Genomic DNA, 18,430 nt, shown 5'->3' on the forward strand with positions numbered 1-18,430 from the left:
GGACAGTGCGGTGCAGGCCTTGGCTGAAGGGTCACGCAGAGGGGGTCGTGTCGGCGAGAATGTGCTTGCCGAGCGCCAGGGTTAGGTGTTGCGGAAACGTTTATGCTAGCTTTTCTTGATTGAACGGTCAGTCAATAAAGTATTTCTGACTTTTGCTCGAAGCTTTCTTCTTGTAGTTTTGCAGGTCTTTTCTTCAGGGAGCTGAACATGCAAGGCAAGGCGCGCAAGGTCGTCCAGGCCATCCTTTACGAGGCCATCGCCGTGGCCTGCGTGGCACCGGCACTGGAGCTGGCGTTTGGCGCGGGCATGGCCCAGTCGACCGTGCTGTCGATCCTCATGTCCGGTATCGCCATGAGCTGGAACATGGCCTACAACTGGGCCTTCGAGCGCTGGGAGGCGCGCCAGCACCAGCGCAGCCGCACCTTCCTGCGGCGCCTGCTGCATGCCTTGGGTTTCGAGGGTGGGCTGGTGCTGATCCTGCTGCCGCTGGTGGCGTACTGGCTGGATATCGGCCTGTGGGCGGCGCTGGTCACCAACCTGGCGTTGTTCGTGTTCTTCTTCGTCTATGCGTTCGTGTTCCAGTGGGGCTTCGACAAGGTTTTCGATGTGCCGGTCTCGGCGCAGGAAGTGGCGAAGGGCTGCTGATTCGGGGCTTTTCGCACAAACCTGCGGGATTCCCCTTTGCTCCCCGCATCGCCAATAATCCCCATTCAACATTGCCAGGCTCGCATCAATGCCGCGCCCGATCATCCTGCCGCTCGCCGAGAACTACCGCCATGGCGAGCACATCGCCCTGCACTGCCATGACCGCGCCCAGCTGATCCATGCCATCAGCGGTGTGGTCACGGTCAGTGCCCGTGAGGGCAACTGGGTGGTCCCCCCCGGTCGGGGCGTGTGGGTACCGGCAGCCGTCGAACACGAGCTGCGCATGGCCGGCGTGGTGCGCATGCGCACCCTGTTCGTCGACCCGGGCGCGCGACCGGACCTGCCGCGCCAGTGCCAGGTGATCGAGATCTCGCCGTTGCTGCGCGAGTTGATCATCCGCGCCATGGACATCGCCCCCGATCATCCGGCGCAAGGCCGCGAGGCGCGGATCATGCAACTTATCCTCGACGAGATCCGCGTGCTGCCGGTGTTCGCCCTGCATGTGCCAAGCCCGCATTCGGCGCACCTGCAAAGGTTGTGCGAAGCACTGCGCCAGGCGCCGTCCGAAGACTGGGGCCTGGCCCGCGCCGCGGCCCACAGCGGCCTGAACCCGCGTACCCTGACCCGCGCCTTCCAGCGCGAGACCGGCCTGAGCCTGGTGCAGTGGCTGCGGCGCATGCGCCTGTTGGCCAGCCTGGATGCCCTGGCGGCCGGACAGTCGGTGCTGGAGGTGGCGCTGGACCTGGGCTACGACAGCCCCAGCGCGTTCAGCGCGATGTTCCGCCGTACCCTCGGGGTGTCGCCATCGGTCTACTTCGGCAGGACCGCCGAGCGCTGGTAGGCCAGCCCCGGTGCTTCGTCCCAGCCGCCGCCCAGCGCGGTGAACAGATTCACTTCGGCCAGCAACTGCGCCAGGCGATCACTGATCAGGCCTTGCTGGGCGCTGAACAGCGAGCGCTGCGCATCGAGGAACGTCAGGCTGCTGTCGATGCCGGTGCGGTAGCGGTTCTCGGCCAGGTCGTGGTAGCGCTGGCTGGCCTCGACCAGGTCGCGTTGGGCCTGCAGCTGCTGCTGGTAGGTAGTGCGCGCCGCCAGGCCGTCGGCCACCTCCTGGAAGGCGGTCTGGATCGATTTTTCGTAGCGCGCCACCTGCATGTCCTTTTGCAGCTTGGCGTAGTCGAGGCTGGCGCGCAGGCTGCCGGCATTGAACAGCGGCAGGTTCACTTGCGGCTGGAACAGCCAGCTGCCGGTGCCGGCATCGAACAGGTCGGCCAGCTGGCGGCTGCTGCTGCCGGCGTTGGCGGTCAGGCTGATGCTCGGGAAGAACGCCGCCCGTGCCGCGCCGATGTTGGCGTTGGCGGCCTGCAACTGGTACTCGGCCTGGCGGATATCGGGCCGGCGTTGCAGCAGGTCGGCGGGCAGGCCGGCCGGCACCCGGGCAATCTGCTCGTCGGCCAGGGGCAGGGGCGGCAAGTGCTCATCGACCTGCGCGCCGACCAGGCGCTGCAACTGGTTGAGATCCTGGGCGGCCAGGCGGGTATAGCGCGCCACGGCGGCGCGGGTGCTGTCGACGCGGGTGGTGGCCTGGATCTGGTCGAGCGCCGACAGCGTGCCGGTGCGGCGCTGGCGCTGGGTCAGGCGCAGGCTTTTCTCGTCGGCCTGCAAGGTCTGGCGCGACAGGGCCAGCAACTCCTGGTCGGCGCGCCAGGTCAGGTAGGCGCCGGCAACGCTGCTGATCAGGCTGAGCTCGACGCCGCGCCGGGCTTCGTCGGTGGCCAGGTAGGTCAGCAGCGCCTGGTCGCTGAGGCTGCGCAGGCGGCCGAACAGGTCCAGCTCGTAGGCGCTGATGCCGACGGTGGCCGATTGCTGGGTGCTGATCACGCCCTCGCCACCGGTACGCCGCCGGGGCAGATACTGGCGCGTGCCCTGGGCATTGGCGGCGATCTTCGGCAGCAGTTCGGCGCGCTGGATGCGGTACTGGGCACGGTAGGCCTCGGCGTTGAGCACGGCCACGCGCAGGTCGCGGTTGTTGGTCAACGCGGTGTCGAGCAACTGGCGCAGCACCGGGTCGTGGAACACCCCGCGCCATTCACCGGGCACGTCCGTGGAGGGCGGCCCGCCCCGGTAGGCGACGCCCGTGGGGTATTGTTCGGCGCTGGGCGAGGGCGGGCGCTGGTAGTCAGGGGCGAGGCTGCAGCCGGTTAAAACGAGGGCAAGCAAGGGCAGGGTGATTCGCGACATGGCAGGGTCTCTGGGTTCAGGTGCCGGCCATCCAGCGGGCCAGGCCGTGGCGTCCGCTGACGCCGAGCTTGGCGGTGGCGCGTTTGAGGTAGGTCTCGATCGAGCTGCTCTTCACGTTAAGGCGCTGGGCCATCTGCGGCACGGTGCCGCCGGTGAGCAGGCCGATGCACACCTCCTGCTCGCGGCTGGACAGGCGAATAGCCTCTTGTTCCAGGCGCTCGGTGAACACCTGGCGCAGCGACCCGGCCTCATCGGGCAGCAGGCCGCCCGGGCGGCGACTGGCCGCCTGCAGGAACAGCTGGGCGTGATGTTCGACCAACGGCAGCAGCGTGTCAGACAGGCGCTTGAGCAGCGACAGCTCGGCCAGGGAGAACATCCCCTCGCTGCGCAGCCGTTGGCAGCAGATGACCCAGCGCCGGTTACCGCTGCGCGATACCAGGTTGCACTGGTGCACGGGGGCGTTTATCTGGATCAGCAGCGGGTCTTCCATGCGCATGATGCTTTGCAGCAGGGGGTGGCGCAGGGGCTCCTGAAGCGGTGCTTCCTCGGGGCGGCCGGCACTGCCCAGCACCTTGACCTGGCGGATGCTGGCCTGATCGCTGTCGAGGGTCCACTCGCTGAGGTCGAGCCGATGGATCGGCACCTGGTTGCCGATCAGCTGGAGCATCTGTTCGGCGAAGGTGCCATCGCCGGTGCTGGCAACCAGTGCCCCCAGTTGCAGGTACAGGTGCGGGTCGTGGCAGTGTTCGAGGCTGTCGATCAGCTTCATGTGCGTGTCTTCCTTGATCCGGTAACGCGGCGGGTCTCGCGGTCGAGTCCTCTCTGTGCTGGGGCTTGGCGCTATTGAATAGCAGGCTCCGAGCCTGCGTCTGTAGCGGAAAGCGGGGACAGGAAATGCCAATTAATCCGACAAGAAAAGTCGGTGTTTTTCCCCTTGTGTGCCTTACGGAACGCAGGATTGTCGGACAATTGGCGTCAATAAGCGGCCAGATCGACGGCGTTTGCCGCGCTCGCTCACAGGGGTAGGTCACTGCCGGTTGCCCGCTAGCGTCAATGTCCTACAAAAAATTCCGCAGGTTCAGGTCGAGCAAAATGGCCCCTGCCATTGTCCGGGTTTGGGGGGCCATACAGGGGCCGGGGTGGGTGCTTGAATCCGCGGACGACCCCGTTTCAAGGAAGATCCACGCCATGTCCGCCGCCGACACCTTTCCCCTGACCTGCGCCCAGCGCGACATCTGGCTCGACCAGATCAGCCATGGCGATTCTCCGCTCTACAATGTCGGCGGTTATGTCGAGCTCGATGGCCGAGTGGACAGCGGGCTATTGAGCCAGGCGCTCGACCATCTGGTCCGCGTGCACGACGGGCTACGCACGGTGCTGGTGCCCCAGGCCGGTGGCGATGGCCTGGCGCGCCAGCGCTTCGCCTGCGACGTGCGGGTCGCGCTGGATGAGCACGACCTGCGCGACCACGGCTCGCCGTTCGAGGAGGCGCAGGAGCTGATCAAGAGGTTGCTGCAACAGCGCTTCGTTCTCGACCGCGGGCCACTGGTGCGCATGGCGCTGCTTCACCTGGGCGAGCGGCGCAGCCTGTTGGTCCTGCAAGGCCACCACCTGATCTTCGACGGTTGGGGCCTGGAGCAGTTCGTCTACCAGTTGGGGCAATACTACGGTTGGCTTGAGCAGGGCTTGGCGTTGCCGGACGCGGCGCCGTCCTACCAGGCTTTCATCGAGGACGACCTGGCGTATCAGGGCTCGGCACGCCAGCAGCGCGACCTCGCCTACTGGTTGGACAAATACCAGGCACTGCCCGATGCGTTGCTCAGGCCACGCGAACAGGGGCTGCCCGCCAGCGCCACGCCGAGCAATGCGCTGAAACGCAGCTTCGACACCAGGCTGCTGGCGCGCATGCAGCAACTGGCCGCCGAGCTGCAGGGGTCGCCCTTGCATGTGCTGTTGGCGGCGCTGCATGTCTGCTGCGCCCGGGCCTGGCAGCGTGACGACTGGGTGATCGGCTTGCCGGTGCGCAATCGCGGCAATGCCCGGGCCAAGGCGACGCAGGGAATGTTCGCCCAGGTCAATGCGTTGCGCATGGACTTCGGCAGGACCTTGAGTTTTGCCGAGCTGGTGCGGCGCATTGGCGACACCCTGAAGCGCGACCTGCGCCACCAGCGCTTGCCGCTGAGCGAACTCAACCGTGCGCTGGGCTTGTCCCGTGAAGGGCGTGGGCAGTTGTTCGAGATCACTGTGTCCTATGAGGAAGAGGGCCACGACTTGCGTTACGGCAGCCTCGGTGCGCACAGCGTCAAGGTGTGCAACGACCACGAACCCACGCCGTTATCGCTCTACCTGCGCAGCAACCCGCACAATGGCAAGGCCTGGCTGCACCTGGTGTACAACCAGGCCTGGCTGGCATCCGAGGACGTCGAAGTGTTCAGCACGCGCTTGCTTCACGTGCTGGCCCAAGGGCTCGAGCAACCTCAGGCGGGCATCGACAGCTACGACCTGTTGCTGGCCGAGGAACACCAGCGCCTGCGTCAGTGGAACGCCACCGCCCAGGACCCCGAGGGCCCGGCCTTGATTCACCGCCGTATCGAGGCCCAGGCCGCAACCCGCGCCGAGGCGACGGCCGCCGTGCATCAGGGGCGCAGCCTGAGTTACGGCGAGTTGAACGATCGCGCCAACCAGTTGGCCGCGCAACTGCTGGCCATGGGCGTGCTGCCAGAGCAGCGGGTGGCGGTGCTCGCCCGCCGTGGCCTGGACACCCTGGTCGGCTTGCTGGCGGTGCTCAAGGCCGGCGCGGCCTATGTGCCGGTGGACCCGGCGCACCCGAGCGAGCGCCTGCAGTACCTGATCGAAGACTGTGCGCCGAAGGTGGTGCTGACTCTCTCCGGCTTGCGTGACCGGCTACCGGCCACGAACGTGCCGGTGATCGAGCTGGACCGCCTGCCAGCGGCCACGGCTGGGCTGGCCAACCCCCAGGTAGAGCGGCTGTCCGGCGCCAACCTGGTCTACGTGATCTACACCTCCGGCTCCACCGGGCAACCCAAGGGCGTGATGGTCGAGCACCGCATGCTGGCCAACCTGGTCGACTGGCACTGCGCCGCCTTCGATCTGCACCCTGGCAGCCATACCTCCAGCCTGGCCGGTTTCGGCTTCGATGCCATGGCCTGGGAAGTCTGGCCAGCCCTGTGCGCCGGCGCGACGCTGCACCTGGCGCCAGTGGGCGAGGGGGGCGAGGACATCGATGCGCTGCTGCGCTGGTGGCGCGCCCAGCCGTTGCAGGTCAGCTTCCTGCCCACGCCCGTGGCCGAACACGCCTTCGCCCAGGGCGAGGCACACCCGACCTTGCAGACCTTGCTGGTCGGCGGCGATCGCCTGCGGCGCCTGGCGCGTGAGCGAGGTTGTCGGATCATCAACAACTACGGCCCGACCGAGGCCACGGTGGTTGCCAGTGCTGGCGAGGTGCACCCCGGGCAGGTGCTGCATATCGGCGCGCCGGTGGCCAATGCGCGCCTGTACGTGCTGGACGCCCAGGGCCGGCAACTGCCGGTGGGCGCCGTGGGCGAGTTGTACATTGGTGGCGCGGGGGTCGCCCGTGGCTACCTGAACCGCCCCGAACTCACCGCCGAACGCTTCCTCGACGACCCGTTCACCCAGCAGCCTGGCGCGCGGATGTACCGCACAGGGGACCTGGTGCGCTGGTTGCCCGAGGGCACCCTGGAATACCTCGGCCGCGGCGATGACCAGGTGAAGATCCGTGGTGTGCGGGTGGAGCTGGGCGAGATCGAGAGCGCGCTGGCCAGCCATGCGGCCGTGCGCGAGGCCGTGGTACTGCTGCGCGACGGGCAACTGGTGGCCTGGTATGTCGCCGGGCAGGCTCTGACCCCGCTGGACCTGCACGCGCACCTGCGCGAGCGCCTGCCCGCGGCATTGCTGCCATCGGCCTATGTGGCGATGGCGGCCTGGCCGCTGACCGCCAATGGCAAGCTCGACCGCCGCGCCCTGCCGGCGCCGGGCAGCGACGCTTCGGTGCGGCGCACCCACGAACCGCCCGAGGGCGAGCTCGAGCAGCGCCTGGCCGCGCTATGGGCCGAGCTGCTGGAGGTAGAGCAGATCGGTCGGCATGATCACTTCTTCGAACTGGGGGGCCATTCGCTGCTGGCGGTACGCCTGATCGAGCGCATGCGCCAGGCAGGGCTGCACGCCGATGCCCAGGTGCTGTTCGGCCAGCCGACCCTGGCCAGCCTCGCCGCATCGCTGGGCAGCGCCCCCGCGCAAGCGGTACCGGCCAACCGCGTGGCGCCGGGTTGCCAGCGCATCACCCCCGAGATGCTGGCCTTGACCCACCTCGACCAGGCCAGCATCGACCACATCGTCGGCACGGTTCCGGGCGGCGCGGTCAATGTGCAGGAGATCTACCCCCTGGCGCCATTGCAGGAGGGGCTGCTGTATCACCACCTCACCGACGAGCGCGATCCCTACCTGCAGCAGGCGCTGTTCGCCTTCGACAGCAGGGCGGCGCTGGAGGCGTTCAACCAGGCTTTGGCCCGGGTCATCGAACGCCACGACATCCTGCGTACCAGCCTGGCCTGGGAAGGCCTGGCACAGCCCCAGCAGGTGGTGTGGCGCCAGGCGTGGCTGCCGTTGAGCGTGCTCGGGCCCGGCCCGGGCGACGCGGCCACGCGGCTGCGCGAGCAGGGGCTGCGGCTGGACTTGCGCCAGGCGCCGATGATGGCTCTGGCCTGTGTCGAGGACAGCGCCCATGCGCGTTGGCTCGGCCTGTTGCATTTCCACCACCTGGTCAACGATGCCGTCTCGGTGCAGGTGCTGCTCGCCGAGCTGGCGACGCTGATGGCAGGCGACGGCCATGCACTGCCTGTTCCGGTGGCTTACCGCAACTATGTTGCGCTGAGCCGCGATGAGGGCCGGCAGGCGGGCCATGAACGCTACCTGCGCGAGGCCCTGGCCGGGGTGGAGGCGCCGCCCCGGCTGGCCGGCATGGCTGAGGGGCCGCAAGGGTTGGCGCAGGTCGAGACCTGCGCCGTCATCGTGCCCGAGGCCCTGGCCGCCACCCTGCGTCAGTGTGCGCGCAAGCACGACGTTGGCCTGGGCAGCCTGATGCACCTGGCCTGGGCGCAGGTACTGGGGGCGCTGGGCGGCCGTGACGAGGTGGTCTTCGGCAGCGTGCTGCTGGGCCGGGTGATGGCCGGTGAGGGTGCCGACCGGGCGCTGGGCATGTTCATCAACAGCCTGCCGCTGCGGGTGACGCTGGCCGGGCGTAGCGTGGCCCAGGCCCTGGCCGCTACCCACAGCCAACTGGCGGCGCTGCTCGGGCACGAGGACGCGCCATTGGTCCTGGCCCAGCGGTGCAGCGGCCTGCCGGCCGGCGTGGCGCTGTTCGACAGCCTGCTCAATTATCGGCATGGCGCGGCGCAGGCTGCGTCGTTGCCGGGCGTGACACTGCTCGAAGCCAGCGAGGTGCACAGCCATGCCCTGGTGCTGACCGTGGACGAGCAGGGCGACACTTTGCGCCTGAGTGTGCGCGCACCCCTTGAGCTGGGCGCCGAGCGCGTGCTCGGGCATGTGTCGTGCGCGTTGCGGACCTTGGCCGAGGCACTGACCGGCGACGCCACGGTGGCGCTCGACTCGCTGTCGACCTTGCCGGAGGACGAGCGTCGCTACCTGCTGGAGACCGTCAACGCCACCGAGCTGGCGCTGGACCCTGGGTACCCGCATCTGCCTGCTTTGTTCGCCGCCCAGGTGAGGCGTGCGCCGGATGCCGTGGCACTGCAGACCGAGCAGATGCAACTGACTTACCGCGAGCTCGACGCCCAGGCCAATCGCCTGGCGCACCACTTGATCGGCCTTGGTGTGCGGCCCGACACCCGGGTCGCCGTATGCCTCGAGCGCGGCGTGGCGTTGATCGTCGGCCTGCTGGGCGTGCTCAAGGCCGGTGGTGCCTATGTGCCGCTGGACCCCGACTACCCCGACGAGCGCCTGCACTACCTGCTGGCCGACAGCGCACCGCTGGCGCTGCTGGTGCAGGGCGCCACCCGTGGCCTGTTCGATGGCCAGCCAACACCGCTGGTGGACCTGGACCAGGGCGCCTGGCAGGCGCACAGCGACCAGGCGCCCGCGCTGGCGGAGCTTGGCGGCGGGCACCTGGCCTATGTCATGTATACCTCGGGCACCACCGGCACGCCGAAGGGCGTGATGGTCGAGCACCGTGGGCTGTGCAACTTGATGCGCTGGGGCAGCGACCTGTGCCCGCCGCAGCCCGATGATGCGTTGCTGCAACGGGCACCGTTCAGCTTCGACGGTTCGGTATGGGAGCTGTTCTGGCCGTTGTGCGCCGGGCTGCGCCTGGTGCTGGCGCGTCCCGACGGTCACCGTGACCCGGCCTACCTGGCGCAACTGATCCAGGCCCGCAGGGTAACCACCGTGAAGTTCGTGCCGGCCTTGTTGCATGCATTCCTCGACACCCCGGGCGTGGAGCGCTGCACCAGCCTGCGCGATCTGTTCTGCGGTGGCGGCGAACTGACCCTGGCACTGGCGCGGCGCGTGCGCGAGCGACTGCCCCAGGTGCGCCTGCACAATGTCTATGGCCCCACCGAGGCCACTGTCGACAGCACCGCCTGGACCTTGGAACCGCGGCAACCACTGCCCGTCGTCGCCCCACCGATCGGGCGGCCGATCGGCAACACCCGCCTGTATGTGCTCGACGCCAATGAACGCCCAGTGCCCATGGGGTGCGCCGGCGAGCTGTACATTGGCGGTATCGGCGTGGCCCGTGGCTACCTGAACTTGCCGGCGCTGCAGGCCGAGCGCTTCATCGCCAGCCCGTTCGTGGCCGGTGACCGGCTGTATCGCACCGGCGACCTGGTGCGTTACCGCGTCGATAGCGAGCTGGAGTTCCTTGGCCGCAACGATTTCCAGGTCAAGCTCAATGGCCTGCGTATCGAGCCGGGCGAGATCGAGGCCCTGCTGGCGAGCCACCCGGCCCTGGGCCAGGCCGTGGTGCTGGTGCGCGATGATCGCCTGGTGGCCTATGCCAGCTGCCGCGATAACCACGACGTGCCCGCGCTGGAAGCGTTGCGCGCCTACCTGCTGGCGCGCCTGCCGGCCTACATGGTGCCGTCGGCCTACGTGCTGCTGGCCGAGCTGCCGCTGAGCGCCAATGGCAAGGTCGATCGCAACGCCTTGCCGGTGCCGGACGCTGCGGCGGTGATCAGCCGGGCCTATCAGGCACCGCGCGATGAGCTGGAGCAGGCCTTGGCGCAGATCTGGACCGAAGTGCTGAAGATCGAGCAGGTCGGTCGCGACGACAACTTCTTCGAACTGGGCGGGCATTCGCTGTTGGCGGTCAGCCTGGTCGCGCGCATGCGCCAGGCCGGCCTGCACGCCGATGCGCGGTTGCTGTTCAGCCAGCCGACGCTGGCGGAACTGGCGGCCAATACCCGCCGCGAGCAGGTGCAGGTGGAGATCGCCCAGACCACCGTCCCGCTGCTGAAGGGCAGGCGGCGGATCTGATAGCGTCGCGTGACGGGCACTGCGTGGGGGACTACTTCGGCGAGATGCGGTAGACGCAGCGCCGGTCCCCCGAGATCAGGTGCTCGCAGCGCTCCACCAGCCCTTGCTCGCCGATCGCCGCCTGGAACACCTGCAGTTCGCTGCGGCAGAACCCCTGGCAACGGGTGGCGGCGATACAGATCGGGCAGTGGTTCTCGACGATCAGCCAGTTGTCGCCGTCGGCCTGGATCTCGGCCATGTAGCCTGCGCGTTCACGCAGTTGCACGAGGATACGCACCTTGTCTTCCAGGCTTTCGGCTCCCACGCAGGCTTGCTGGTACTCGCGGCTGTTGCTGTCTTCCATGCGGCTGATCAGGCGGTCGACGCCGTCGCTGCCGAACACCTGCTCGACGCTCTCGATCAGTTGCAGGGTCAGCACACTGTGGGAGTCGGGGAAGCGACGCTGGGCGGTGGCGGTCAACGTCCATTTCTGCGAGGGCCGCCCGGCGCCCTTGGCCGGCACGCTGATGCCGCTGATCAGCTCGGCCGCCTGCAGTTTCTGCACCTGCTGGCGGGTGGCTTCGAAGGTGATGGCGAGCAATTGGGCAAGGTCGGCGGTCTTGAGCGGCCCGCGGGTCTTGAGCAGGAACAGGATGCGGTCGGCGGTGCAGTTCGAATCTACGGTGGTCGAGGTCATGGAGCGCTGGAAACCGGGCGTGAATGAGCGGATCGGGCACTCTCCTGGGCCATCCTTTGCGCAGGCAAGTGGGCGAAGGATAGCCCGGATTCGCGGTGATTTGTGCAAGGCGAACGATTATCGATGAGAAAATTCATATGCGATAAAAATATAAAAGGTATTAGTTGTATTTATTTGATCCGCGTCTAGGCTGATCTGCGGAGCCTGTGCTTGCCGGTCCCAGGGAGGGGTGCGTGCAAGTGCGTCAACACCTTGCTGGCAAATGCCGGGCATGGGCCCATCAACAACAACTCGACAGGGATGTGAGTGCATGAATGCCCAGAAACCCGTGACCATCTATGAACACGCCGATGAAGTGAGCAGCCTGCAGAGCGTGGTCGACCTGGTGAAGCTCTCCGACCAGTACCGTCAGTCCGCCATCCTGCATTCGGCGCTGGCCCAGCGCGTGTTCGACCACACCCGCCAACCCGTCGGTGCCGAGGCATTGAGCGATGCGCTGGGTTGGGTGCCGAACAAGGGCCGTATCTTCCTCAACGCGCTGGTGGCCATGGGCCTGCTCAAGCGCACCGCCCAAGGCTTCGAGAACCTGGCGCTGAGCCAGCGTTTCCTGGTCAGCGACAGCGCCGAGTTCATCGGCCCGATCATCGACCACCAGCGCCTGCAATGGCACAACTGGCCACGCCTGGACGAAGTCCTGCGCAGCCGCGCTTCGCTGGACTTCCAGCAGGAAAATCGCTTCAAGCACGACCTGGCGGCCCGCGATGCCTTCAACGACGCCATGGTCCGTTTCAGCCAGCCCATGGTCGACGTGCTGCGCGACCTGCCGCTGTTCGACAAGGCCCATCGGGTGATCGACCTGGCCGGTGGCCACGGTACCTACCTGGCCGAGATCGCCAGCCGCCATCCGCAGGTCAAGGGCGAGGTCTGGGACCTGGAGCCCACCCGCGAGGCGGCCGCGGCCACCTTCGCCAAGTACCGGCTCGACGAGCGCCTGGGCTTCCATGCCCGCAACCTGCTGGACCTGGCCCAGTACCAGGGCGAGCGCGCCGATGTGGTGATGCTCAACGACTGCCTGCACTATTTCACCCGCGAGCAGGTGCGCACCCTGATTGCCGGTGCCGCCGGCATGGTCGAGGGCGACGGCGCGCTGCTGGTGCTGAGCATGGCCCTTGAAGACGATGAGATTCATCCGGCCCTGTCGGCCGACTTCTCCCTGCACATGATGCTCAACACGGCCAACGGCGAACTGCATCCGAGCCGCTACCTGATCGACAGCATGGCAGCGGCGGGGCTCACGGTGGAGCAGGAGCCGATCGGCCGCTATACCCTGCTGATCGGGCGGAGGGCTGCCTGATGTTGCGTCTATTGGCATTGCACGCCGCGCCGCTCGGTGACGCGGCGGCCCAGGCCCTGGACAATCTGGGCAGCGCCGCGGCGGCAGCGGGTTTCAGCCTGCAGGTCAGCCAGAAGCCGGCCGGCCAGGGGCCGGTGGACGCGGTCTGCCTGCTGCTCGACAGTGCCACGCCCCCGGCAGCGCTGAACACCCTGCTCAGCGAGGCCGCCGGGCTGTGCCGTAATACCGCGCTGGTGCTGGTACGGGTGCAAGGTACGCTGGCGCAGTTGCCGTCCGCCACGGGGGTGATCGCCCAGTGGCAGCAGGCCAGCCAGGGCTTCCTCTACCCGTACCCGCTGGATATCGCCAGCGGGCAGGTGCCCGGGGTGGTGATCAAGGACTGGCTGGCGGGCTTCGCCAAGTTCGCCGCGGCGACCAAGCTGTGGCGCTCTCTCGACGGCCTGGGGCTGGACGAGGCGGCGCGGGCCAGGCAGCGCCCGGAAATGAACCACGTGAACATCCTGACCCGCGACCTGGAGGCGTCCAAGGCCTTCTACAGCGATATCCTCGGCGCCAACTACTGCTACAACCTCGGCCCGCGCAAGGCAGTCATGGAGCTTAACGGCTTCGACTTCTTCATCGAGCAGAGCGAGTCGTTCAGCTACCCGGCCGGCTACCACATCGGCATACGGGCACTGCCCGAGGATGTAAGGCGCATTGCCGACCAGGTCACCGCCGCCGGCACCATCAAGCTGGTCAAGGGCAATGGCCCGGCCCCGGGTTATCACCATGGGCCGGACAACGTGCGCAGCGCCGTGTACTTCGAAGACCCTGATGGGTTGGTGATCGAGGTGTACAGCGCCGAAGTGGAGATGATCGAAAGCAACCCGCGGTTGCTCCTCGACCGTCTCTGACCCCACGTCGTCACACACCTGCCGCGCCTTTGCGCGTGCAGGCGTGTGCCCAGGCAGGTATTCGCATGAACAGCTACAAACAGTGGCATTGGCCACGGCTGCCCAGCCCGCTGCCCAAGGATGTCAGCGACCGGGCATTGATGGGCTATCCCGAGCAGTACCAGGAGCATCCCCTGCAGGCCCAGGTCGGCGAGGCGTTCGCCGATCTGCTGCAGGCTCCGCTGGATGTCCTGCTGGCGATTCTGGAACAGCAGCGCCAGCCTTTGGCGCGCCGCATCGGCGCCGGCGAGGTGCTGGCGCTGCGTGGTGATCCACGCATCGACACCTTCGCCCCGGACATGATCGACATTCCCGCGGCGCGGGTGCACATCGGCCTGGACCCAGGCGCGGTGACGCAGGTGATGGACCAGTTCGACGGGCTGGGTCTGGACCGCAGCTGGATCGACAAGGAGACCCCGCGCCACGCGGTCGAGCTGGCGGCGTTCCGCATCGCCCGCTTCCCGGTGACGCACCAGGAGTATCGCCAGTTCCTGCTCGACAGCGGTCACACCGGCATTCCCGACGGCTGGGCCTTCGGCCGCTACCCACGGCACCATGCCAACCACCCGGTGTACAGCGTCTCGGCCAGCGATGCCGATGCCTATGCCCGCTGGCTCAGCGAGCGTACCGGCCGGCGCTTCGCCCTGCCCAGCGAGGCGCAGTGGGAGTATGCCGCCGCAGGCCCCGAAGGGCGCCAGTTCCCCTGGGGCGATGCCTACCAGGTCGAGCATGCCAACACCGCCGAGCTGGGCTACCTGGACAGCACGCCGGTCGGCGTGTTCAGCGACGCCGCCTCGCCGTTCGGGGTGCTGGACATGGCCGGCAACGTCGAGGAGTACGTTGCCGAGGACTACCAGCCTTACCCCGGCGGCCCGCGCATCGAGGACGACCTGGTGCTCGATGTCGGCACCCACCGCGTGGCCCGCGGTGGCAGCTTCACCCGTTTCCGCGACCTGGCGCGCACCGCGCGCCGCCACGGGCGTTACCCGCGACCGATCTACGTCATGGGCTTTCGCCTGGTTGAAAACCACAACTGAGTTTTTCGTCTTCCGTGCAAGAGGTCTGATTCCATGAACAAGGATGTTTCGCTTCACACCATCGTGCCGATTTCCATCCTCGGCGGCGACGTCGATGCCCATTTCTTCGGCTTCAAGGGCTTCGAGCGCGACAAGGAGCATTTCGCCGTGGGCATCGGGCGCGATCAGTGCGACGTGCCGCTGGTGCGGGTGCACTCCGAATGCATCACCGGCGATGTGTTCGGCTCGCAGCGCTGCGATTGCGGCCCGCAGCTGCAGGAGGCCCTGCGCACCCTCAAGGAGGTCGGTGGCTACCTGATCTATCTACGCCAGGAAGGGCGCGGCATCGGCCTGTATTCCAAGTTCGAGGCCTACCTGCTGCAGGACTCGGGCCTGGACACCTACGAAGCCAACCTGCGTCTCAACCACCTGGCCGACTCGCGCTCCTTCGACCCGGCTGTGCAGATCCTGCGCGCCCTGGGCGTGGACCAGTGCCGGCTGCTGACCAACAACCCGGAGAAGGTCGCCCAGTTGCGCGCTGGCGGCATCGATGTGATCGAGCAGGTACCCACCGGGGTGTTCCTGACCAACCACAACCGCAATTACCTGCAGGCGAAGGCCGTCAAGTCCGCCCATTCGATCAAGCTCTGACCTCCAGCGAAAAAGGATCTTTCGATGAAACACATTGGCCCTATCAGCGGTATCGCCGCCCATGCCGCGCACTTCGTCGCCACCGCCGGCTATGACAACCAGGTGATCCTGTGGAATGCCATCACCGGCGAACCGATCCACCGCGTGCACCATGACCATCTGGCCAACCAGTGCGCCTTCAGCAGCGACGGTAAGCACCTGGTCAGCGCCAGCAGCGACTACACTGCGCGCATCTGGGAAGTACCGAGCATGCGCCTGAAGGCCGTGTTGCAAGGGCACAACGACGACGTCGAGATGGCGGTGTTCTCGCCTGACAGCCAGCGCGTGGCGACCTGCTCGCGTGACCACGTGCTGCGCATCTTCGACCTCGATGGCGTGCAGCTGCAGGCATTCCATGGCCACCAGGCCGACGTGATCTCGGTGGTCTGGTCGCCGGATGGCCAGCGCCTGATCTCCAGCAGCGACGACGGCACCGTGCGCCAGTGGGACACCCTCAGCGGCCAGCAATGCGACGAGGTGGACATCGGCGGCGTGGAAACCGACACCATCGCCATCACCCGGGAAGGCGTGGTGTTCGCCGGCGATGACGAGGGGCGTATCTCGATCATCGCCAACGGCCAGGTGCAGACCGTGCCGGCCCATGCCGCAGGGATCAAGCGCATCGTCTGGAACGACGACAAGCGCCTGCTGGTGAGCCTGAGCTACGACCGCTCGGCGATCCTCTGGACCTTCGACGCCGGGCGCAACCTGGTCAAGCGTCGCAGCACCGCGCTGCCGAGCATCGTCTGGCCACGCAGCTGCGCCTTCGTCGGCGACGAGCAACTGGTGTTCGCCACCTTCGGCTCGCGCTACGCCACCTGGAACTACGAGCAGGACCAATGGCAGGTGTCGGGCATCGAGCCGGCGGTGAGCATCAATGCCGTGGTGCGCAGCGAAGAGCGCCAGTACAGCATCGGCGATGCCGGCATCCTGCACCGTGACGACCAGCCGGTGACCTCGGTCGGCAGCCTGTGCAACTTCCTCCTGCCGTTCGGCCCGCTGTTGCTGACCGGTGGCCAGATGGGCCAGGTGTTCGATGGTCTGTCCGGGCGCATGCTCTACCAGCACCGTTCGCCGCTCAACTGTGGCGCCACCTTCGTCAAGCAGGGCGAGGACCTGGCGCTGATCGGCACCTACACCGGCGAAGGCCTGGTGTTCGGCCATGACGGCAAGGGCGGCCTGCGCCTGGTGGCGTCGATCCCCATGCACGACAACGCGATCAAGGGCGTGGCCGCCGACGAGCGTCACCTGTTCAGCGTCTGCGCTTCGGCCGACGCCGCGTTGCACAGCATCGCCGACTTCAGCTGCGTGCGGCACATCGAGGCGGCGCATACACGCATTTCCAACGGTTGCTGCCCGATTACCGGCGGTTTCGCCAGTATCGGCCGCGACCTCAAGCTGCGCCTGTGGCTGGAGACCGGCGACGAGGTGTTCGATTCGCCGCACCAGCACTCGATCAAGTGCATTGCCGCCTCCAGCGATGGCCGGGTGATCGCCACCGCCGCCTACAACGGCACCGTGGCGCTGTTCGACCTGGCCTCGCGACGCTGGCTGCCGGTGCAGCGCCCTACCGCCAGCGGCATTTCCTGCCTGACCCATGACGCGGCCAGCGATGCGTTCCTGGCCAGTTCCTATGATGGGCGCATCTACGGCATCGACGCCCGCCTGGCATCCTGAAGGAGCAGCACGATGAGCAAGCAAGCAAGCGACTTCATGCCCCAGGGCGACTACCGCAAGGCCCTCGACACCTCGTTCGTGCACCGCTACAGCCACGGCGAGGACGAGTGGTCGTGGGATGTCGGCATGATCCAGGCGGCCCAGGCCTTCCTCGAAAGCCTGGACGCGCGCGCCGACCAGCATGTGCTCGACCTGGGCGTGGGGCGCGGGCGCGATGCCTCGACCTTCATCCTCGCCGGGCACCGGGTGACTGGCCTGGATATTGTCGAGAACTCCAGTTGGCCGCTGTTGCGCAAGCGCTGGGGCGATCGCCTGAACCTGGTGAACAAGGCGGTGCAGGACTGGCAGCCGGCGCCGGGGACGGTGTTCGACGCGGCCCTGGACAACGGCTGCTTCCACCACCAGCACCCGGACGAATGGGGCCCTTACCTGGCCCATGTGCGCCGGCTGCTGCGCCCCGGCGCGCTGGTCGGGCTCAACGTGTTCGGGGTCGATGACGCCCACCCCGAGGCGGGGTGGCGGGAAATGGACAACCAGCGCCAGGGGTACTTCTTTACCGACGACGGCATTCGCCGCACGCTCGAGGCCCACGGCTTCACCTGGCAGGGCCTGGAGGTGATCGAGCGTCAGCATGGCGAGGCCCGCTATCTGCTGGCGCTGGTCCGCACGTGAGTGCGCTCGACCGCCATTACCTGGACATGGCCCTGGCGCTCGCCAGCCAGGGCCTGTACAGCACCATGCCCAACCCGCGGGTCGGCTGCGTGATCGTCAACGGTGGTCAAGTGGTGGGGCGCGGCTGGCACCAGCGCGCCGGCCACGCCCATGCCGAGGTGCACGCCTTGGCCGAGGCGGGCGCGGCGGCGCGGGGCGCCACCGCCTACGTGACGCTGGAGCCCTGCGGCCACCATGGGCGCACTCCGCCGTGCGCCGATGCCCTGGTGGCCGCTGGGGTGCGCCGGGTGGTCACGGCCAGTGCCGATGCGTCGCAGAGCATCGGCGCGATTCGCCTGCGCGAGGCGGGTATCGCGGTCGATGCTTTGTCTTGCCCGAGGGCGCGGGCGCTCAACCGCGGATTCTTCTCGCGCATCGAGCGCCAGCGTCCCTGGGTGCGGGTATTGCGGCCGGCGGCGCTGGCCATTGGCGCGATGGGTGAGGGCGCGATGCTCAGCCATTGCGACGAGCAGGCGCCGCTGGAGCACTGGCGGGGCAGGGCGTCGGCGTTGTTGACCACCTGTGACTGGGTCAAGGCCTGCGACCCGTCGCTGCTGGCGCAGGTACCGGCACAGCGAGTCGAGCCGGTGACACCGTTGCGGGTGGTGGTCGATCAGGGGCTCGATTGCCCGGCCTCGGCCAAGGTGCTGGATGGCCTTGCACCGACGCTGGTGCTGCATGCGGCGCAGGCGACACGCGACGGGCGCTATGCCCGGGCGCGCTGCCAGGTGATCGAGGAGGTCGATGCGCGGCGGGTGTTGCAGGCGTTGTACGAGCTCGATTGCAATGAAGTCCAGGTCGAGGCGCAGCCGGCGTGGTGCGAGGCTCTGGCGCGCCAAGGGCTGGTGGATGAGTGGTTGGTGCAGGTTTGAGCGTCCCGGTTCCCACAGGATGGCGCATGGCTTGAGGTTGACGCGATCGGTGTGGGAGCCGGCTTGCCAGCGATGCGCCGCGTTAG

13 protein-coding genes are annotated in these 18,430 nt (G+C 67.5%); 10 read left to right on the top strand and 3 right to left on the bottom strand.

Annotated features, from left to right (window positions below; translation table 11 throughout):
• The first annotated feature begins 207 nt into the window (after nt 1–207).
• A complete protein-coding gene (locus ABZO33_RS24595; RefSeq protein WP_050705876.1) occupies nt 208–645 on the top strand; it encodes a PACE efflux transporter in 438 nt (145 codons plus the stop codon).
• Nucleotides 646–733: 88 nt separating this feature from the next.
• The gene (locus ABZO33_RS24600; RefSeq protein WP_414538165.1) at nt 734–1,486 is read left to right on the top strand and encodes an AraC family transcriptional regulator; all 753 of its coding nucleotides are present in this window, start codon (nt 734–736) and stop codon (nt 1,484–1,486) included.
• Here the strand turns inward: ABZO33_RS24600 and ABZO33_RS24605 are convergent.
• Entirely contained in the window at nt 1,456–2,886 is a 1,431-nt protein-coding gene (locus ABZO33_RS24605) for an efflux transporter outer membrane subunit (RefSeq protein ID WP_414538166.1), read from the bottom strand. The genes ABZO33_RS24600 and ABZO33_RS24605 overlap by 31 nt on opposite strands.
• A gap of 16 nt (nt 2,887–2,902) precedes the next feature.
• Complete coding sequence (locus ABZO33_RS24610) at nt 2,903–3,655, bottom strand: helix-turn-helix transcriptional regulator (protein ID WP_414538167.1); 753 nt, start codon at nt 3,653–3,655, stop codon at nt 2,903–2,905.
• Between the two features lie 419 nt (nt 3,656–4,074).
• Between ABZO33_RS24610 and ABZO33_RS24615 the strand changes: the two genes are divergently transcribed.
• Entirely contained in the window at nt 4,075–10,416 is a 6,342-nt protein-coding gene (locus ABZO33_RS24615) for an amino acid adenylation domain-containing protein (protein ID WP_414538168.1), read from the top strand.
• Between the two features lie 31 nt (nt 10,417–10,447).
• Here ABZO33_RS24615 and ABZO33_RS24620 read toward each other — a convergent pair whose 3' ends face one another.
• Nucleotides 10,448–11,092 (bottom strand): helix-turn-helix transcriptional regulator, encoded by a 645-nt coding sequence (locus ABZO33_RS24620; protein WP_414538169.1) that lies wholly within the window; start codon nt 11,090–11,092, stop codon nt 10,448–10,450.
• Nucleotides 11,093–11,402: 310 nt separating this feature from the next.
• Between ABZO33_RS24620 and ABZO33_RS24625 the strand changes: the two genes are divergently transcribed.
• The 7 genes from ABZO33_RS24625 (at nt 11,403) to ribD (ending at nt 18,344) form a co-directional block, all read left to right on the top strand.
• On the top strand, nt 11,403–12,446 hold the full coding sequence (locus ABZO33_RS24625) for a methyltransferase (protein WP_414538170.1): 1,044 nt from the start codon (nt 11,403–11,405) through the stop codon (nt 12,444–12,446).
• On the top strand, nt 12,446–13,339 hold the full coding sequence (locus ABZO33_RS24630; protein WP_414538171.1) for a VOC family protein: 894 nt from the start codon (nt 12,446–12,448) through the stop codon (nt 13,337–13,339). The genes ABZO33_RS24625 and ABZO33_RS24630 overlap by 1 nt, the downstream gene beginning before the upstream one ends.
• Nucleotides 13,340–13,404: 65 nt before the next feature.
• On the top strand, nt 13,405–14,415 hold the full coding sequence (locus tag ABZO33_RS24635; protein ID WP_414538172.1) for a formylglycine-generating enzyme family protein: 1,011 nt from the start codon (nt 13,405–13,407) through the stop codon (nt 14,413–14,415).
• A gap of 33 nt (nt 14,416–14,448) precedes the next feature.
• The gene (locus ABZO33_RS24640; protein WP_414538173.1) at nt 14,449–15,045 is read left to right on the top strand and encodes a GTP cyclohydrolase II; all 597 of its coding nucleotides are present in this window, start codon (nt 14,449–14,451) and stop codon (nt 15,043–15,045) included.
• A 24-nt stretch (nt 15,046–15,069) separates the two neighbouring features.
• Nucleotides 15,070–16,761 carry a WD40 repeat domain-containing protein gene (locus ABZO33_RS24645; RefSeq protein WP_414538174.1) on the top strand — a complete coding sequence of 564 codons (1,692 nt, stop codon included), beginning with the start codon at nt 15,070–15,072 and terminating at the stop codon, nt 16,759–16,761.
• A 12-nt stretch (nt 16,762–16,773) separates the two neighbouring features.
• Nucleotides 16,774–17,433, top strand: a complete 660-nt coding sequence (locus ABZO33_RS24650) for an SAM-dependent methyltransferase (protein WP_414538175.1) — start codon at nt 16,774–16,776, stop codon at nt 17,431–17,433.
• Nucleotides 17,430–18,344: a bifunctional diaminohydroxyphosphoribosylaminopyrimidine deaminase/5-amino-6-(5-phosphoribosylamino)uracil reductase RibD gene (gene ribD, locus ABZO33_RS24655; RefSeq protein ID WP_414538176.1), complete on the top strand. Its 915-nt coding sequence runs from the start codon at nt 17,430–17,432 to the stop codon at nt 18,342–18,344. Before ABZO33_RS24650 ends, ribD begins: the two co-directional genes overlap by 4 nt.
• Nucleotides 18,345–18,430: the final 86 nt, after the last annotated feature.

This window comes from Pseudomonas sp. CAM1A (genome assembly GCF_047501685.1).
Classification (GTDB): Bacteria; Pseudomonadota; Gammaproteobacteria; order Pseudomonadales; family Pseudomonadaceae; genus Aquipseudomonas.

What these genes read in the sequence shown, in the direction of transcription:
- ABZO33_RS24630 (WP_414538171.1), top strand. Translation starts at nt 12,446, where the DNA reads ATGTTGCGTCTATTGGCATTGCACGCCGCGCCGCTCGGTGACGCGGCG.
- ABZO33_RS24610 (WP_414538167.1), bottom strand. Translation starts at nt 3,655, where the DNA reads ATGAAGCTGATCGACAGCCTCGAACACTGCCACGACCCGCACCTGTAC.
- ABZO33_RS24615 (WP_414538168.1), top strand. Translation starts at nt 4,075, where the DNA reads ATGTCCGCCGCCGACACCTTTCCCCTGACCTGCGCCCAGCGCGACATC.
- ABZO33_RS24625 (WP_414538170.1), top strand. Translation starts at nt 11,403, where the DNA reads ATGAATGCCCAGAAACCCGTGACCATCTATGAACACGCCGATGAAGTG.
- ABZO33_RS24635 (WP_414538172.1), top strand. Translation starts at nt 13,405, where the DNA reads ATGAACAGCTACAAACAGTGGCATTGGCCACGGCTGCCCAGCCCGCTG.
- ABZO33_RS24640 (WP_414538173.1), top strand. Translation starts at nt 14,449, where the DNA reads ATGAACAAGGATGTTTCGCTTCACACCATCGTGCCGATTTCCATCCTC.
- ABZO33_RS24620 (WP_414538169.1), bottom strand. Translation starts at nt 11,092, where the DNA reads ATGACCTCGACCACCGTAGATTCGAACTGCACCGCCGACCGCATCCTG.
- ABZO33_RS24600 (WP_414538165.1), top strand. Translation starts at nt 734, where the DNA reads ATGCCGCGCCCGATCATCCTGCCGCTCGCCGAGAACTACCGCCATGGC.
- ABZO33_RS24595 (WP_050705876.1), top strand. Translation starts at nt 208, where the DNA reads ATGCAAGGCAAGGCGCGCAAGGTCGTCCAGGCCATCCTTTACGAGGCC.
- ABZO33_RS24645 (WP_414538174.1), top strand. Translation starts at nt 15,070, where the DNA reads ATGAAACACATTGGCCCTATCAGCGGTATCGCCGCCCATGCCGCGCAC.
- ABZO33_RS24605 (WP_414538166.1), bottom strand. Translation starts at nt 2,886, where the DNA reads ATGTCGCGAATCACCCTGCCCTTGCTTGCCCTCGTTTTAACCGGCTGC.
- ABZO33_RS24650 (WP_414538175.1), top strand. Translation starts at nt 16,774, where the DNA reads ATGAGCAAGCAAGCAAGCGACTTCATGCCCCAGGGCGACTACCGCAAG.